Below are 15,605 nucleotides of genomic sequence, written 5' to 3'. Positions count from 1 at the left end.
GGACTCAGGCCTGACGATCCTCCGCGCCGGGCCCCGCGGGCAGGCGGCCCAGCTCCCGCAGGGGGCGCCGTTGCTTCCCCGTCACGGCGTCGAAGGGCCAGCCGGCGGCCGGTTCGTCCCATCCCCGGACCAGGGCGTCGGCCATGCGGGCGACCCGGGCGTTGGCCCGGATGTCGTGGACCCGGACCATGTCGGCGCCGTGGACCGCGGCCAGGGCGGTGGTGGCCAGGGTGCCCTCCAGCCGGTCGCCGATGGGGGTCTCCAGCACGTTGCCGATGACCGACGTGCGGGAGGCGCCCAGCAGGACGGGATAGCCCAGGCTGCGGAAGGCGCCCAGGTTCTCGAGGATCTCCAGGTTGTGGCGGGTGCGCTTGCCCACGCCGATGCCGGGGTCGACCACGATGGCCTCCGGCCGCACCCCCGCCTGCAGCGCCCGGTCGATTCCCTCCTGCAGGTAGCGGGCGATGTCCAGCACCACATCTTCGTACTGGGGATCCCGGGTCAGGTTCCGGGGGTGGCCCTGCAGGTGCATGATCACCACGCCGGCCCCGTAGCGGGCGCAGACGGCGGCCAGGTCCGGGTCGGCGTGCAGGCCGCTGATGTCGTTGATGATGTGGGCGCCGGCCTGGAGGGCCGCCTCTGCCACGGGGGCCTTGTAGGTGTCGATGGAGATGGGCACGTCCACCTCCCGGACCAGCCGCTCCACCACGGGGATCAGCCGCGCCAGCTCCTCCTCCAGCTCCGGCTTGGAGGCGGCGATGTTGGCGCTTTCGGCGCCCACGTCGATCAGGTCGACGCCTTCGGCCACCATCTCCAGGGCGCGCCGCAGGGCGCGGTCGGGGGCGTTGTAGCGGCCGCCGTCGGAGAAGGAGTCGGGCGTCACGTTGAGCACGCCCATGATCAGGGTGCGCTGGCCGAAGACCAGGGAACGCCCGCGGAAGTCGACCCGGCGGGGCCCGCCGGCCACGGGCACCGGCCCGATGCCGGGGAAGGGCCCGCCATGCCCGTCGCCGGGCGCTGCGGTGGAACCGGCGGGGCCGGCCCCCGCCGGTGCGGCCGCGCCGGCGGGCGCGGCCGCACCGGCGCCGTGGCCGAAGGGCAGGGAGAGCAGGGCCCGGGCCAGGGCGCGGCCAGCCCCGGCCCATTCCCGGGCCAGTTGCCACAGGGTGCCCACGGGGCCGCCCAGCAGGAGGCTGGCCGCGCCGGCGTAGGGGCGCCAGGTGGCGAACCCGGTGCGGCTGGCGGCCTCGTGGGCCAGCTGCCGGGCCTGGTCGGGGGCCAGGGGCGCGATCTCGAACACGTGGAACCAGCGGTCGTAGAGGGCCCTGGCGCCGGGCCATCCCGTCCGGACCAGCCGGGCGGCGGTGTCGCCGGCGGGCCAGGGCCCCCGGTGGACGGCGACCACGGGCCCGGGCACGGCGCGGCCGGGCCGGGAGGCCGGCGCCGGCGAAGGGGCGGCGGTGCTGGGGCCGGGGCGGGCGGGTTCGGGATCCTTCACGGGCGAGGCTCCTCCTTGCTCGGGGTTCGGCCGCGGCGGGACGGCGGGCGGCACCAGCGCTGCGGGCGATGGCATCCCTGCGCTGCCGGAGGGGTTGCCGCGGGCCGCGGTTCCCAGGGTGGCGGGGGCCAGCTCGGCCCAGGCCCGCTCGGCCAGCGGCCCCCAGAGGTCGAAGTGGGGGAGGCGGCCGTGGTGGCAGATCCCGCGGGCGGGGAGGCCGTAGCGGGTGCCCCAGGCCGCCAGGCGGCCTTCGTCCGCGCAGAGCACCTTCACCAGATACGGGGCCACGGTCCCGTCGGGGACAGGCCGGTTCCAGGGCTGGCGCAGGACGGCCAGTTCCCCCCGGCGCGCCCGGGCCAGGGCGCGCCGCCATTGGTCCACCAGCCGCACGGGCATCCTCCTCGGGTGGGCGGGCCGCGGGACGGGGGCCGGAGCGGGCGGCGCTGGCGCCGGGCCGCCATCCGGCTGCGAGCCGGGCCGCGACCCCGCCGAGTCGTGCCGCGGCCCCGCCGCAAGCTGGGCCGCCACCCCGCCGCGAGCCTGCCGCGTTCGTCCCCATGATAGCAGGACCGGGGCCGGCGGGCCGAACCGCGGGGATGCCGGCGGCCGGGGGAGTGGGATGCAGCGAAGGCCGAATCGGCCGGGAAAGGGGAGGTGGAGCCGGTGACGGAGCCGGCGAAGCAGGAGGCGACGCGGGACGCGATGGCCGGGCCGGCCAGGCGGCTCGGCGGCGAGGTGGCGGTGGTGACGGGGGCCGGGCGCGGCATCGGCCGGGCCGTGGCCCGGCGGCTGGCGGCGGAAGGGGCCGCCGTTGGCGTGCTGGACGTCGACGGGGCGGCCGCCCAGGCCACGGCCGCCATGATCCGGCAGGAGGGGGGCCGGGCCCTGCCGGTGGAAGCCGACGTGGCCGACAGCGCGGCGGTGGCCCGGGCCATGGCCCGGGTGGCCGGCGAGCTGGGTCCTCCCACGATCCTGATCAACAACGCGGGGATCGGCGGCTTCGTGCCGCTGGAGCACCCGGAGGCCGAGGCCACCTGGCAGCGGGTGCTGGCGGTCAACCTGACGGGCGCCTATTGGTGCGCCCGCCATGCCGTCCCCTACATGCGCCGGGCCGGCCGCGGGGCCATCGTGCAGATCGCCTCCACCCGGGCGCTGATGTCCGAACCCGATGGCGAGCCCTACGCGGCGGCCAAGGGCGGGCTCCTGGCCCTGACCCATGCCCTGGCCATCAGCCTGGGGCGGTACGGGATCCGCGTCAACGCCGTCAGCCCCGGGTGGATCGACACGGGCCACGAGCCCGTGGGCGAGCAGGACCACGCCCAGCACCCGGTGGGGCGGGTGGGCCGGCCGGAGGACGTGGCGGCGGCCTGCGCCTTCCTGGTCTCGCCCGAGGCCGGGTTCATCACCGGCCAGAACCTGGTGGTGGACGGCGGGATGACGGTGAAGATGATCTACCTCTGAGGCGGGCCGCCGGCCCGAGGGAAGGCGGCCGCGCCCTGCCGCAGCCCCCACCTCAGGTGGCAGGCGGTCTCCCGGTGCCTACCTCAGGCGGCGGGCGATCTCCCGCCAGGCCGCCTCCTCTTCCATGCCCAGCCGCCAGATGGCCACGCCCCGCACCCGGTGGCGCCGGATCAGGTTCAGCTTCTCCGCCCAGCTGCGGGCGTTCTCGAAGTAGACCGTGTGGGTGGAACCGTCGGCGGCCGTGTAGGTGAAGAAGGGGACCCGGGCCCGGTCGTCCCACCGTACCTCCACACCCTGGTCCCGGGCCAGCCGCACCGCCTGGGCGTGGTCCAGGTAGCGGGGGAAGGTGCCGCCACCCCAGTCGAACCCGAAGGAGCCGAGGCCCACGATCACCTTCTCCCGGGGGACGTGGCGCAGGGCGTAGCGCACCATGCGGTCCACGTAGTCCAGGGAGGCCAGGGGCCCCGGCGGCGTGTCGGCCCGGTGCTCCGAGTAGGTCATCAGGATGAAGAAGTCGACGGTCTTCCCCAGGGCGGCGTAGTCGTAGACGCCGGTGTTGGGGTCGGTGCGGTCGTCCCGGTCCCGGGGGAAGACGGCGATGCTGAGCAGCTTGTCTTCAGGCAGGGCCTGCCGCACCTTGCGGACGAAGGCGGTCAGCCGCGGGCGCTCCTCGGGCGGCACCGTCTCCAGGTCGATGTGGACGCCGTCGTAGCCCTCCTGCCGCAGGATGTCCAGGATGCCGCGCACGGCCCGGTCCTGGGCCGCCGGGTCGCGGAGGAACCGGCGGGCCGTGGCGGCGCTGCGGTCCCCGGAGCCGTAGAGCAGGTTGTGGACGATCATCTCGACCTTGAGGCCGCGCCGGTGGGCTTCCCGGACCACCTGCTTGCGCCGCTGGGGCGGCGGCGCGCCGTAGGCTTCGATGGTGCCGTCGCCGCTCTCCGCCAGCCGGAACCAGAAGGGAACGATGACGTCCAGATCCCGGGCGTGGCGGACCATGGTCTCGTAGGAGCCCGGCAGCGGCGGCTCCGGCTCGGTGTAGAAGCCGTAGACCACCGGGTCGCCGCCCAGCAGGCGGGCGGCCCGGCTGGGCCCGTCGTCGCCGCGGCCGGGGCCCGGCTTGGCGGGGGCGCGGGAGGCCGGCCCGTTGCCGCAGGCGGCCAGGATCAGGGCAGACAGCAGCAGTGCGGCCAGCCAGGCCAGGGGCCGCCGGCGGGGCCGCTGGCGGGGGTCGCGGTCTTCACCGCGGCAGGAACGTGGCGTCACGGCGCATCCCTCCGCCCGCAGTGTCACCGCGGGCAGCGGGCGCCATGCACCGCCCGGAGCCGGAACCCGGAGGAGGCGGCGGCGCCGGCGACGCCCGGAACGACCGGTCCCACCGGCGCCGCAGCCGGCGTCTTGACCGCCGGGCGCCTGGACCGCGGGATTCGCCGCGGGCTGCGCCGCCCGCCCCCAGCCGGCTTGAGGGGAAGCAGCGCAGCCGGTCCGACGCCGAACGGGGGAAGCCGCCCGGACGGCGAACGGGAAGCCGCCCGGCCCGCCCCGCCGGCCGTGCCGGCCCCCAGACCCGGGTTCACGGGCCGCCCGGCGGCCGGGGGGACGGCCCCCGGGCCCGGATGCCCAGCCCCGCCAGCCCCCGCACCAGCCCGTCCACCGCCGCGGCCGCCAGCTGCCGCCGCCCGCTAGGGCTGAGCAGCAAGGCCCGATCCGCCGGGTTCGTCAGGAAGGCGAACTCCACCAGGACGGCGGGTCGCCCCGCCCGCGCCAGCAGGAAGAAGTCCGCCGGCAGGGCCTCGTTGCGGGCCTCCGGCGGGAAGGCGGCGTTCAGGCGGTCCTGGACGGCCTCCGCCAGGCGGCGGCCGGGTTCGTCCCCGAACTGGTAGAAGACGATGGGGCCCCGCAAGCGGCGGTCCCGGGCGGCGTTGACGTGCAGGCTCACCAGGGCGACGGCCCGGGCGTCCCGGGTGATGCGCAGGCGCTCTTCCAGGTCGCGCCGCACGGCGGCGTCGTCATCGCCGGGGGCCAGGGCGTAGTCCGCCGTCCGGGTGAGGACCACCCGGAACCCCGAGGCTTCCAGCATCGGGGTCATCAGCTGGGCGAACTGCAGGGTGAGGTCCTTCTCCAGGATCCGCCCGTCCAGGTGGGTTCCCCCGTCGATGCCCCCGTGACCGGGGTCCAGCACGATCACCGGCCGCCCCTGGGGGGACGGGGGCGGGGCGTGGACCCGCTGGGTCAGGACGAACAGGCCCAGCAGCGCGGCCAGGATCACCAGCAGGGCGGCCTCGGCCGGCGTGGCGCCGGCGGGGGCGGTGCGGCCCCGGCGGGGGTTCGATCTCAACGCATGGCCCTCCCTCGGCGGACCCGGGGACCCGGCCTCCAAGGGGCAGCCGGGGACGCCGGCGCCCCGCCGGTGCGGTGGCCGCAACGCGGGCCGGCAGCGCCGCCGGCCGTGGGGCGGGATCCCTTCCCGGCGAGCGGGTCCCCCTGGGGAGGGTCCCGTTGGCGTTGTATGCGGCCGGGCGGGCGATCTTGTGGCGGTCCCGGCCGGCCCCGGCGGGAGGAACCGGCGGGGTGGATGGGGAAGTCAGGGCCAGGATGGGCCGGCGGCGGGCAGGGGGCTGCCGGGAGGGGGCGAGCCGATGGCGGGAGGATCCCAGCGACGGCGGGCGGAGCCGGCGGGGGGCCGGCCGGAACCGGTGGGCGGCCCCGCGGAGGAGCCTGCACCCGTCGACGAACCCGAGCTCTTGCTGATCGGTCCGGACGCTGCCGCGGGGCCTGCCGGCGCGGGAGCGCCCGCCAGCGGCCGGGCCGGATCGGCGGCATCAGGGCGCGGCGGCGTGGCGGGGCGCCTGGCCCGCCGGGCCGGGGGGCCCAGGGGCGCCTCCGGCGAACCGTGGGGACCGCCGGCCGAGAGGCCGCCGGCGGGGCCGGGGGCGCCGGCCGCTCCGGCGGCGGGTGGGCCCGGAGCGGGGGCCGGGGAGGGGCCCGGCGTCTTCCCTGAGCAGGACCTCCCGCCGCCCGTCGACCCGGCGCCCCTGGGCTGGTTCCTCCTGAGCGTGGTCTACGCGGTGACCGCCCTGTACACCGCGGTGCCCGCGGCCGGGACGACCCTCTTCGGCGCGGGGCCCGAGGGCGGCGGGCGCATGGCCGTGGCCCTGGTCGTCCTGCCCTATCTCTTCGCGGGCCTGTACACGGGGCTCACCCACGGCGGCCGCGGCTGGGTCTACCCCGTGACCTTCGCCGCCTGGCCGCTCCTCCTGGAGCGCCTGGCCTTGTACCTCTTCGGCTTCGCCGGGCGGTGGATGCAGGAGGGCTTCCCCGATGGCTGGCGGGAGGCCCTGCCCGTGGCATCCGCCCTGGCCTTCACCCGGGAGGCGCTGGCGCCATACGCGACCCCGGCCTACGGGGCGGCGGGGGCGGCGAGCCTGGCCTTGACCGTGGCCGTGTTCTTCGCGGTGCGCTGGGCGGAGGCCCGCTGGCGGCTGCGGCGGGCCGTGGAGCGCCCGGGTCCAGGGTCTGCGCCCCGGTGGCCCCGGCTGCGCCGCCGGCAGGCGGGCGCCGGGTCATCCTTCAGCAGGAGTTCGCCGGCCGCCGCGGAATAAGCCTTCCCATATCGTGCCACGGGACGATCCCGCGGCGTCGCCAGGCGGTGCCGCCACGCCAGACCCCGGCCCGACGGGCCCCGGGCGTCTCGCGCCGTGAACCGCCCGGTTCACCGCCACGTTGCACTCATCCGTCGTATCCCCATGGGACCGCCGGCGCAGACCGCCGCCGTCGCGGACCGCCCGGCCGAAGGCCGCGGGTTCCCGGCTGCGGCGGCGGGCCGGGGTCGACGGCCGGTGAACGGGTTCACCCCGGCGGCGATGCCCGTCACAGGAAGGGAGGGATTGGTGGAACAGGTCCGACGTCCAGGGGTTGCCCCGGACCGGGATTGGGGGCCCGGTGCGGGGTAGGGCGGCCCCGGCTGCCCGGGAGCGTTCCGCGGGATGCTCAGCGCGAGAGGGGAGGTCCTCTGAATGGGTGCGGTCACTGCCACCGCCGGCCCGGCGGACCGCCAGAGCATCTGGCGCGTCATCGCCGCCTCGGCCGGGGGGACCATCATCGAGTGGTACGACTTCTACATCTTCGGCAGCCTTTCCACCGTCATCGCCTCGGCCTTCTTCCCCAAGGGGAACCCGACCGTCGCCCTGCTCAACACCCTGGCCATCTTTGCCACCGGGTTCCTGGTGCGGCCCTTTGGCGCCCTGGTGTTCGGCCGCCTGGGCGACCTCATCGGCCGCAAGTACGCGTTCCTGATGACCCTGCTGATCATGGGCGGCGCCACCACGGCCATCGGCCTGGTGCCGACCTACAGCCAGATCGGCATCGCCGCGCCCCTGATCGTCCTGGTCCTCCGGTTGCTGCAGGGCCTGGCCCTGGGCGGCGAGTACGGCGGCGCGGCCACCTACGTGGCCGAGCACGCCCCGGACGGGCGGCGGGGCTTTTACACCTCCTTCATCCAGACGACGGCGACCCTGGGCCTGTTCGTCTCCCTGGGCGTGATCCTGGCCGTCCGGCTGTCCATGAGCCCGGAGGCCTTCAACGCCTGGGGCTGGCGCATCCCGTTCCTGCTCTCGGCGGTCCTGCTGGTGCTGTCGGCGTGGATGCGCATGCGCCTCCAGGAGTCGCCCCTGTTCCAGCAGCTCAAGGCCCAGGGGAAGACCTCCCAGGCGCCGGTCTCGGAGACCTTCCGCAACTGGAAGCTGGTCCTGCTCGCCCTGCTGGGCGCCACGGCCGGCCAGGCGGTGGTGTGGTACACTGGCCAGTTCTACGCCCTGGTCTACCTGCAGAACACCCTGAAGGTCGACTTCGTCACCGCCAACACCATCGTGGCCGTCGCCCTGGCCCTGGCCACGCCCTTCTTCATCGTCTTCGGCCACCTCTCGGACCGGATCGGCCGCAAGCCGATCATGATGGCGGGGAACCTGATCGCCGCCCTGACCTACTACCCGCTCTACCAGCTGATGCACCAGTACGCCGGCAATCCCGTCGTGCTGACCCTGCTGGTCTGGATCCAGGTCATCTACGTCACCATGGTCTACGGACCCATCGCCGCCTTCTTGGTCGAGATGTTCCCGGGCAAGATCCGCTACACGGCCTTGTCCCTGCCCTACCACCTGGGCAACGGCTGGTTCGGCGGCCTGACGCCCTACATCTCGGCCAGCTTGGTGGCCAACACCGGCAACATCTACGCCGGCGTCTGGTATCCGATCATCGTGGCCTCCATCACCTTCGTCGTCGGTACGTTCCTGCTCAAGGAGACCAACGTGATCTCCATCTGGCGGGAGACCCATCCCGGCGAGGTGACGGCCGACTGACCGGCGGTCGTGGGGGACGAACCGGCCGGCAGGGGCGGCCCCGCGGGCCCGAAAGGGTCTCGCGGGGCCGCCCCGTGCCCGGCCTGCCGGGGCGCGGCGGCCCGGCCCGGCCATCCGGCGCAGGATCCCGGCCGGTTTCGTCCTAATAACAGGTACAGGGGACGAATTCCGGCGGGCGGTGGGGCCCGGGTCGTCGCCGGGCCCTTGCTCGCCCAGGGAGGGGAGATCATGGCAGAGGCCGGTGCACGGCCCATCGACGCCCTTCTCAAGGAGGAGCGCCGCTTTGCGCCGCCGGAGGACTTCCGGGCGCGGGCCCACGTGCGCGACGAGTCGGTCTACGAAGAGGCCGAGCGGGATCCCGAGGGCTTCTGGGCGCGGTGGGCGGAGGAGCTCGAGTGGTTCCAGAAGTGGGACCGGGTGCTGGAATGGAACCCGCCCTTCGCCCAGTGGTTCGTGGGCGGCAAGCTCAACGCCAGCGTCAACTGCGTCGACCGGCACATCCGGGGGCCGCGCCGCAACAAGGCGGCGATCATCTGGGAGGGCGAGCCCGGCGACACCCGCACCCTGACCTACTACGACCTCTACCGGGAGGTCAACCGGTTTGCCAACGTCCTCAAGGACCTGGGCGTGCGGCGGGGCGACCGGGTCACCATCTACCTGCCCATGATCCCGGAGCTGCCCATCGCCATGCTGGCCTGCGCCCGCATCGGCGCGCCCCACTCGGTGGTCTTCGCCGGCTTCAGCCCCCAGGCGCTGGCCTCCCGCATGGAGGACGCCGGCTCGCGGTTCCTCATCACCTGCGACGGCTTCTACCGGCGGGGGAAGGTGGTGCCCCTCAAGGCCCAGGCCGACGAGGCCATCCGGCTCCTCGGGGGCAAGCAGGACGTGGAGGCGGTGGTGGTGGTCCGGCGCACCGGTGACGACGTGCCCTTCACGCCGGGCCGCGACCGCTGGTGGCACGAGCTGATGGAGAAGGCCCAGCGGCTGTGCCCGCCCGAGGTGATGGACGCCGAGGACATGCTCTTCATGATGTACACCTCGGGCACCACCGGCCGGCCCAAGGGCATCGTCCACACCACCGGCGGGTACCTGACCGGCGTGTACGCCACCACCAAGTGGGTCTTCGACCTGCACGAGGACGACGTCTACTGGTGCATGGCCGACATCGGCTGGATCACCGGCCACTCCTACATCGTCTACGGCCCCCTAGCCAACGGCGCCACCACGGTGATGTACGAGGGGGCACCCGACTGGCCGGACAAGGACCGGCCCTGGGTGATCGTCGAGAAGTACGGCGTCACGGTCTTCTACACGGCGCCGACGGCCATCCGCGCCTTCGCCGCCGACGGCCCCGAGTACCCGCGGCGCCACGATCTCTCCAGCCTGCGCCTCCTGGGCAGCGTGGGCGAGCCCATCAACCCGGAGGCCTGGATGTGGTACCACGAGCACATCGGCGGCGGCCGCTGCCCCATCGTCGACACCTGGTGGCAGACGGAGACCGGCGCCATCATGATCACCCCGCTGCCCGGGGTCACGGTGACCAAGCCCGGCAGCGCCACCCGGCCGTTCCCGGGGATCAAGGCCGCCGTCCTGGACGACCAGGGCAACCCGGTGCCGCCGGGGCAGGGGGGCGGCTATCTGGCCATCCTGCGTCCCTGGCCCTCCATGCTGCGGGGCATCTGGGGCGACGAGGAGCGCTACATCAACACCTACTGGTCCAAGTGGGGCCGGGACGTGTACTATCCGGGCGACGGCGCCAAGATCGACGAGGACGGCTACTTCTGGGTCCTGGGCCGGGTCGACGACGTGATGAACGTGGCCGGCCACCGGCTCAGCACCATGGAGATCGAGAGCGCCCTGGTCTCCCATCCGGCGGTCGCCGAGGCGGCGGTGATCGCGGCACCCCATGAGCTCAAGGGCCAGGTGCCGGTGGGCTTCGTCATCCTGGAGGCGGGCCGGCAGGGCAGCCCCGAGCTGGAGGCGGAGCTCAAGGAGCACGTGGCGAAGGTGATCAGCCCCATCGCCCGGCCCGACCGCGTCCTGTTCGTGCCCGACCTGCCCAAGACCCGCAGCGGCAAGATCATGCGCCGGCTTCTGCGGGACATCGTCGAAGGCCGGGAACTGGGCGACACCACCACCCTGCGCGATCCCGACGTGCCGGAACAGCTGCGGCAGATGTACGCCACCCGGGCGGGGCGCTGACGGCGGCGTGCGGGCAGGCCGCAACAGGTGGAACCAGGGGGCCGGCGGGGCATGCCGGCCCGCCGGAGCCAGGAGCCGGTGGTGAACCACCGGCTCCTGGCGTGTTGGGGTGCGCCAATGCTCTGGTGGAAACCGTCAAGAAAAGTTTACAATCGAACACGATTGGTTTAAGTGGTCGTCCCCGGCTTCGTCACAATTCGACAGGGTTTTGTCGAAAATTGTGGTAGCCGATGGCGACGGCGATACGTCACCGCACCGGCGGCATCCCGCCTGGTGCCCGGCCGCGGCCCGGGCGGCCGCGGCCGGCCGGGCCTCCCGCAGCCGCCGGGCGGCGCCCGTACGGAGGGGAAAGAATGGAACTGGCGCCCGATGCGCCGAGCCTGGCGACGCCCGGTGCCGGGGGGCCGGGCCTTGACCCCGGGCCGTCTCCCGGCCCGTCCACAGGCCCCGGACTGGCGGGCGGCGCCGGGCGGCCTGGCGCGAGTGGCATGGCGGAGATGGCCGGTTCGTCTGGGGCGGCGGTCCGGCCGGCGGACGCCTCGTCCGGGGCGGCGGTCCGGCCGGCGGACGCCCGCGGCCTCGTCTCCGCCGCCGAAGACCCCGGGGACGGCCGGGACGGGCCCTGGGAGGCGACCCCCTCGGGGGGGCCGGCGGGGACGTCGCTGGCCGGGGTCCCCCTCAACCTGCTGGACATCCCGCCCCGGGTTCGGATGGCCCTGCAGCAGCGGGGGTACGAAACGGTGGGCGACCTGGCCTGGCGCGAGGACCCTCGCCTCCTGGCCGCCCGGGGCATGGGGACCCGCGGCCTGCTGGCCCTGGTGACGGAGCTGGCACGGGTCATGGCCGACGCGGGCTACCAGCAGGAGCTGCTGGCCCGGGCCGTCCGCTACGATCCCCGGCGCTTTCCCGAGCCGGTCCGGCGGCTGTCCGTGGAGGAGCTGGGCCTGGGCCAGCGGGCCTACCGGGCCCTGCGCCGGGCCGGGATCCAGACGGTGGGCCAGTTGCTGGAGCTGGGCGAGCCGGGCCTCCGGCGGCTGCGGGGCCTGGGCCCGCGCTCGCTGGCGGAGATCTGCCACCGGCTGGACGCCCTCCAGTCCGGCCGGCCGCTGCCGCCGCCGGGAGGGGCCACGGGCGATCCCCTGGCCCCCGACCTGATGGACGACCCGGCCCCCATCGCCGCCCTGCTGTTGCCCCGCCGCGTGGTGACCGCCCTCCAGCGGGCGGACTTGCACACCGTCGGCGCCGTGGCCGGCTTCACCCTGGAAGGGCTGCGGCGGCTCCGAGGGCTGGGGGAGAGTGGCGTGGGCACGATCCTCGAGGCCCTGGAGCGCTACCGGCAGGAACGCAGCCGGCGGGAGTCGGTGCCACGGGAGCTGGCCGACTGGCTGCAGGAGCTGATCGAGCCCCTGGCCGACCGGGAGCGGGAGGTCCTGGCCCTGCGCTACGGCCTCCTGGGATTGGAACCCCACGACCTGTCCGCCATCGCCGCCCGCTGGCAGACCACCCGGCAGTGGGTCAGCGTCGTCCAGGGGCGGGCCCTGCGGCGGGCCCGGGCGCGGGCCAAGCTGGAGCGGTTCGAGCCCCTGGTCCGGGCGGTGCTGGCCGCCGCGACCCGTTGCGGGGCGGCGGGCCCCGCCGAGCTAGCGGAGGCCTTGCGGCAGGACGGCGCCGTGGGTGTGCCCGAGGCGACCGACGAGGCGGTGCGGCTGGTCGGCCTGCTGGTCCAGCTGACGCCGGGGTTGCGCCGGGTGGCCGGTTCCACCTGGTCGACGGTGGAGATCGCCCAGCGCCTGCCCGATGCGGCGCGGCGGCTCGAGGCCTTTTTGGCCGCCGCCGGCCGTCCCTTGCCCCTCGCCGACCTGGCCCGCCACCTGGCGGAAACCATGGAGGACTTGCCCGCGCCGGCCGAGGCCATGGCCCGGGCGGCGGTCGCCACCCAGGGATCCTTCACCCGGTTCCAGGGCGGCTTGTACGGCCTGGCCTCCTGGCGGGAGGGGCGGCGGGTGCGGGCCCGCGACTACGTCTACCAGGCCCTGCAGCGGGCCGGCCGGCCCTTGCACTACGCGGAGCTGACCCGGCTGGTCAATGAGCTCTTGCCCGAAGGGCGGAAGATGCCCCCGACCCATGTGCTGACGATCCTCTCCTCCGGGGAGCCCTTCCGCCGGGTCGACCGGGGGATCTACGGCCTCAGCCACTGGGAACGGGAGCCCGAGCGCAACCTGACCCAGCTCTGCCGCGATGCCCTGGCGGAAGCGGGGGAGCCGGTGGCCTTGGACCAGGTGGTCGCCGCCGTGCAGGCGGAGCGGCGCTACCCCCGGCGCACGGTGGCCCGGGCCCTGAACGAGGATCCGGCCGTGCTCCGGTACGGGCGGGACCGGTTCGGCCTGACGGCATGGCTGGCCACGGACCCCGGGGCCGCGGGCGTGGTCGGGGCGCCCGCCTACGGGCCGCGGCCGACCAACCTGGCTGCGGTGCGGGGGCTCCTGGCGGAACTGCTGGCGGGCCACGTCTACGACACCGCCCAGCTCACCTCCTACCTGGGCCGCTGGCGCCAGCGCTCCCAGGCCCGCCAGGTCATCGCCTACCTTCACACCATGGGGTGGCTGACGGGGCTGGACGACACCTGGACCGCCACGCCCCTCAACGACACCTGGGTCCGGGCCGGCAGCGAGGCGGACCAGCTGGTCGCCCTGGCCCTGGCCGACCCCATCTTTGCCCGGGCCGTGATGCTCCACGCCGCCTTCCGGCGGCTGGAGGCGGAGGGGCTGGAGGCGGAGGCGGCCGCCGGTACGAAGGCCGACACCGGCGCGGCGGCTCGGGGGGCGTCCCCGGCGGCGGGGGATGGGCCGGCCGGTGGCGTCCTGACGCCCCAGGAGGCTGCCCGCTGGCTTGGTGCCCGGATCCGCCGGGCGGCCGCGGCCGCCGGCGAGGCGCCCGGGCCCGGGCTGGTGGAGCGGTTCCACCGGCGCTGGCAGGTCACCGCCTGGTTCGACCCCTGGCTGCCGGTGCTGCTGACGGGCCGCAACGAGGAGCCGGAGGGCGAAGCCAACGGCGCCGGCGAGGCCGGGGAGACCCCGGCGGACGAACCGGCTGCGGCCGGGCCGGGCCGGGCCCGCGGCGCTGCCCGGGCGGCCCTGTGGGACCTGGCGGCGGAGCGGCTCTGGCCGGACCAGCCCGTCCACCTGCCGGCCGCCTGGCTCGAGTCGCCGGCCACCGCCTGGGCCGTGGTGGCCGACCTGGTGGCCTCCCGCGCCGGGGCCGGCGGCACCGCCGTCGACCTGGACGCCCTGGCGGCCTGGTGCCGGGGGCAGGGCCTGGAGGCCGAACCCGTGCGCATCGAAGCGGAACTGTTCGCCCTGGGGCTCTGGCCGGTGGTGCAGGGATCGCGCTTGCGGCTGGCCATGCCCTACCGGCTGGTGTTGCCGCCCGGCGGCTTTCCCGCCCTGGGCCTGCCCGGCGGGGACGGGCTCGTCGACGCCACGGCGGCCACCCTGGCGCGGGAGGGGATCCTGGTGGAGCAGCCTGCGGGCGGGCCGGCGCCGCCGCCCGCGGAGGTCTATGCGATCCCGTCCCTGGGCGGCGGGCCGGCGGAGGCCGCCGTCCACGGGGAGGACGGCGGCGACGGCTGAGACAGGCGGGACGGGGGATCGGCCGGCGGCGCGTCGGCGGCCGGCCAGGGTGGCGGGGGATGGCGTCCGCCCGCGCAGGGGTGATCAACGGCACCATCGGGACGTCCAGGGGCGTCGAGAGGGAGGCCGAAGGATGGACGCCGGAGAGATGGTCAGGGATGGCGCCGGTGCCGCCGGCCGGGCGGCGCCGGCCGGGAGGGCCAGCGGGGACCAGGACGCCAGCGGGGCCGTGGACTGGCAGGGGCTGCGAGCCTTCGACCGGTCGGGGATGCTGGGGGTCGTGGCGGCCTTCCCCCACCAGCTGGAGGAGGCCTTGCGGCTCGGCCGGGACGCCACCAACGTGCCCCGGCCCCTGGCGGAGGTCCCGCGGGCGGTCCTGGTGGCCGGGTTAGGGGGCTCGGCCATCGGCGGCGATTTCGTTGCCGCGGTGCTGGAACCGGAGGCGCCGGTGCCCGTGGTGGTCCACCGCGACTATGGCTTGCCCGGCTGGGTGGGGCCCCGGGACCTGGTCTTTGCCGTGAGCTATTCCGGCGCGACGGAAGAGACCCTGAGCGCCTTCGACGAGGCGTTGCGCCGCGGAGCCGCGGTGGTGGCGGTGGCGAGCGGCGGCCCCTTGCTGGAGCGGGCGGCGGCCGCCGAGGCGGCCGGCCGGCCGGTTCGTCAGGTCCGGGTGCCGGCCGGCCTGGCGCCCCGGGCCGCCTTGGGTTACCTCATGCTGCCGGTCCTCTACCTGACCTGCGCCTGGGCGGGGCTGGGCGACCCGTCGGCCCAGGTGGAGGAGGCCATCGCCGTCTTGCGGTCCCTGGCCCGGGAGCTGGAGCCCAATGGCCCCGAGGGGCCGGCGCAGGCCCTGGCCCGGCGGCTTCTGGACCGGCCCCTCTTCGTCTACGGGGCCGGGCGGCTCGGCCAGGCGGCCGCCTACCGGTGGCAGTGCCAGATCAACGAGAACGCCAAGCAGCTGGCCCATTCCCACAGCTTTCCCGAGCTCAACCACAACGAGATCATGGGCTGGGAGGGGGTCGGGGCGCAGCCGGCCGGGGCGGACCCGGTCCCCGGCGGGGTCGCGGTGGCGGCGGCCTCCGGCCGGGCCCGGGAGGGCGAGCCGGCGCCCGGCGCCGGCTTCGGGTCCGGGCGGGCCCGCCCGCTGATCGTCCGCCTGGAGGCGCCCGCCGATCACCCCCGCAACCAGGCTCGGATGGCCATCACCGCCGAGCTGGTGGGCGACCGGGCGGAGTGGGTGACCGTCCAGGGGCGGGGGCAGGGCCGGCTGGCCCAGCTGCTCAGCCTGGCCTATTTCGGCGATTTCGTCTCGGTCTATGCCGCCTTGTTGCGGGGCGTCGACCCGTCGGCCATCGCCAGCATCCAAAAACTGAAGGAACGCCTGGCCGCCCTGCCCGCCGAGTAGGCAAGGGGCGGCTGGGGGTCGGGGCGGCGGCCGGACCCCCGGGCGCCGGGGGGTGC

The 15,605-nt window shown here is 75.5% G+C and carries 9 protein-coding genes; 6 read left to right on the top strand and 3 right to left on the bottom strand.

Translation table 11 applies throughout. The features are described 5' to 3' along the window. Positions 1–4 precede the first annotated feature (4 nt). On the bottom strand, positions 5–1,888 hold the full coding sequence (folP, locus tag ACYQ02_RS00855) for a dihydropteroate synthase (RefSeq protein WP_460038540.1): 1,884 nt from the start codon (positions 1,886–1,888) through the stop codon (positions 5–7). A gap of 312 nt (positions 1,889–2,200) precedes the next feature. On the opposite strand from folP, the gene ACYQ02_RS00850 reads away from it, so the two are divergent. After that, complete coding sequence (locus ACYQ02_RS00850; RefSeq protein ID WP_460038607.1) at positions 2,201–2,959, top strand: glucose 1-dehydrogenase; 759 nt, start codon at positions 2,201–2,203, stop codon at positions 2,957–2,959. Positions 2,960–3,037: 78 nt separating this feature from the next. Here the strand turns inward: ACYQ02_RS00850 and ACYQ02_RS00845 are convergent, their stop codons facing one another. Together ACYQ02_RS00845 and ACYQ02_RS00840 are read right to left on the bottom strand one after the other, a co-directional pair. After that, positions 3,038–4,222 (bottom strand): glycosyl hydrolase family 18 protein, encoded by a 1,185-nt coding sequence (locus ACYQ02_RS00845; RefSeq protein ID WP_460038539.1) that lies wholly within the window; start codon positions 4,220–4,222, stop codon positions 3,038–3,040. Positions 4,223–4,529: 307 nt separating this feature from the next. Further along, on the bottom strand, positions 4,530–5,294 hold the full coding sequence (locus ACYQ02_RS00840) for an N-acetylmuramoyl-L-alanine amidase family protein (RefSeq protein ID WP_460038538.1): 765 nt from the start codon (positions 5,292–5,294) through the stop codon (positions 4,530–4,532). A gap of 301 nt (positions 5,295–5,595) precedes the next feature. Here ACYQ02_RS00840 and ACYQ02_RS00835 point away from each other — a divergent pair, with 301 nt between their 5' ends. The 5 genes from ACYQ02_RS00835 (at position 5,596) to ACYQ02_RS00815 (ending at position 15,549) form a co-directional block, all read left to right on the top strand. Next, positions 5,596–6,558: a hypothetical protein gene (locus ACYQ02_RS00835; RefSeq protein ID WP_460038537.1), complete on the top strand. Its 963-nt coding sequence runs from the start codon at positions 5,596–5,598 to the stop codon at positions 6,556–6,558. A 414-nt stretch (positions 6,559–6,972) separates the two neighbouring features. Continuing rightward, entirely contained in the window at positions 6,973–8,313 is a 1,341-nt protein-coding gene (locus ACYQ02_RS00830; RefSeq protein ID WP_460038536.1) for an MFS transporter, read from the top strand. A gap of 228 nt (positions 8,314–8,541) precedes the next feature. After that, positions 8,542–10,515, top strand: coding sequence for an acetate--CoA ligase (gene acs, locus ACYQ02_RS00825; RefSeq protein WP_460038535.1), 1,974 nt, complete (start codon positions 8,542–8,544; stop codon positions 10,513–10,515). 353 nt (positions 10,516–10,868) lie between these two features. After that, the gene (locus tag ACYQ02_RS00820; protein WP_460038534.1) at positions 10,869–14,144 is read left to right on the top strand and encodes a DNA-directed RNA polymerase subunit alpha C-terminal domain-containing protein; all 3,276 of its coding nucleotides are present in this window, start codon (positions 10,869–10,871) and stop codon (positions 14,142–14,144) included. A 133-nt stretch (positions 14,145–14,277) separates the two neighbouring features. After that, positions 14,278–15,549, top strand: coding sequence for a bifunctional phosphoglucose/phosphomannose isomerase (locus ACYQ02_RS00815; protein ID WP_460038533.1), 1,272 nt, complete (start codon positions 14,278–14,280; stop codon positions 15,547–15,549). The last annotated feature ends 56 nt before the right edge of the window (positions 15,550–15,605 follow it).

The sequence above is a fragment of the Thermaerobacter litoralis genome, assembly GCF_054654595.1.
The sequence above is the reverse complement of the archived record's forward strand: the minus strand, read 5'-3'. Positions and strand labels throughout refer to the sequence as shown.

Excerpts from the sequence above, each read along its gene's own strand:
- ACYQ02_RS00830 (WP_460038536.1), top strand. The coding sequence starts at position 6,973 with ATGGGTGCGGTCACTGCCACCGCCGGCCCGGCGGACCGCCAGAGCATC.
- ACYQ02_RS00815 (WP_460038533.1), top strand. The coding sequence starts at position 14,278 with ATGGACGCCGGAGAGATGGTCAGGGATGGCGCCGGTGCCGCCGGCCGG.
- acs (WP_460038535.1), top strand. The coding sequence starts at position 8,542 with ATGGCAGAGGCCGGTGCACGGCCCATCGACGCCCTTCTCAAGGAGGAG.
- ACYQ02_RS00820 (WP_460038534.1), top strand. The coding sequence starts at position 10,869 with ATGGAACTGGCGCCCGATGCGCCGAGCCTGGCGACGCCCGGTGCCGGG.
- ACYQ02_RS00850 (WP_460038607.1), top strand. The coding sequence starts at position 2,201 with ATGGCCGGGCCGGCCAGGCGGCTCGGCGGCGAGGTGGCGGTGGTGACG.
- ACYQ02_RS00835 (WP_460038537.1), top strand. The coding sequence starts at position 5,596 with ATGGCGGGAGGATCCCAGCGACGGCGGGCGGAGCCGGCGGGGGGCCGG.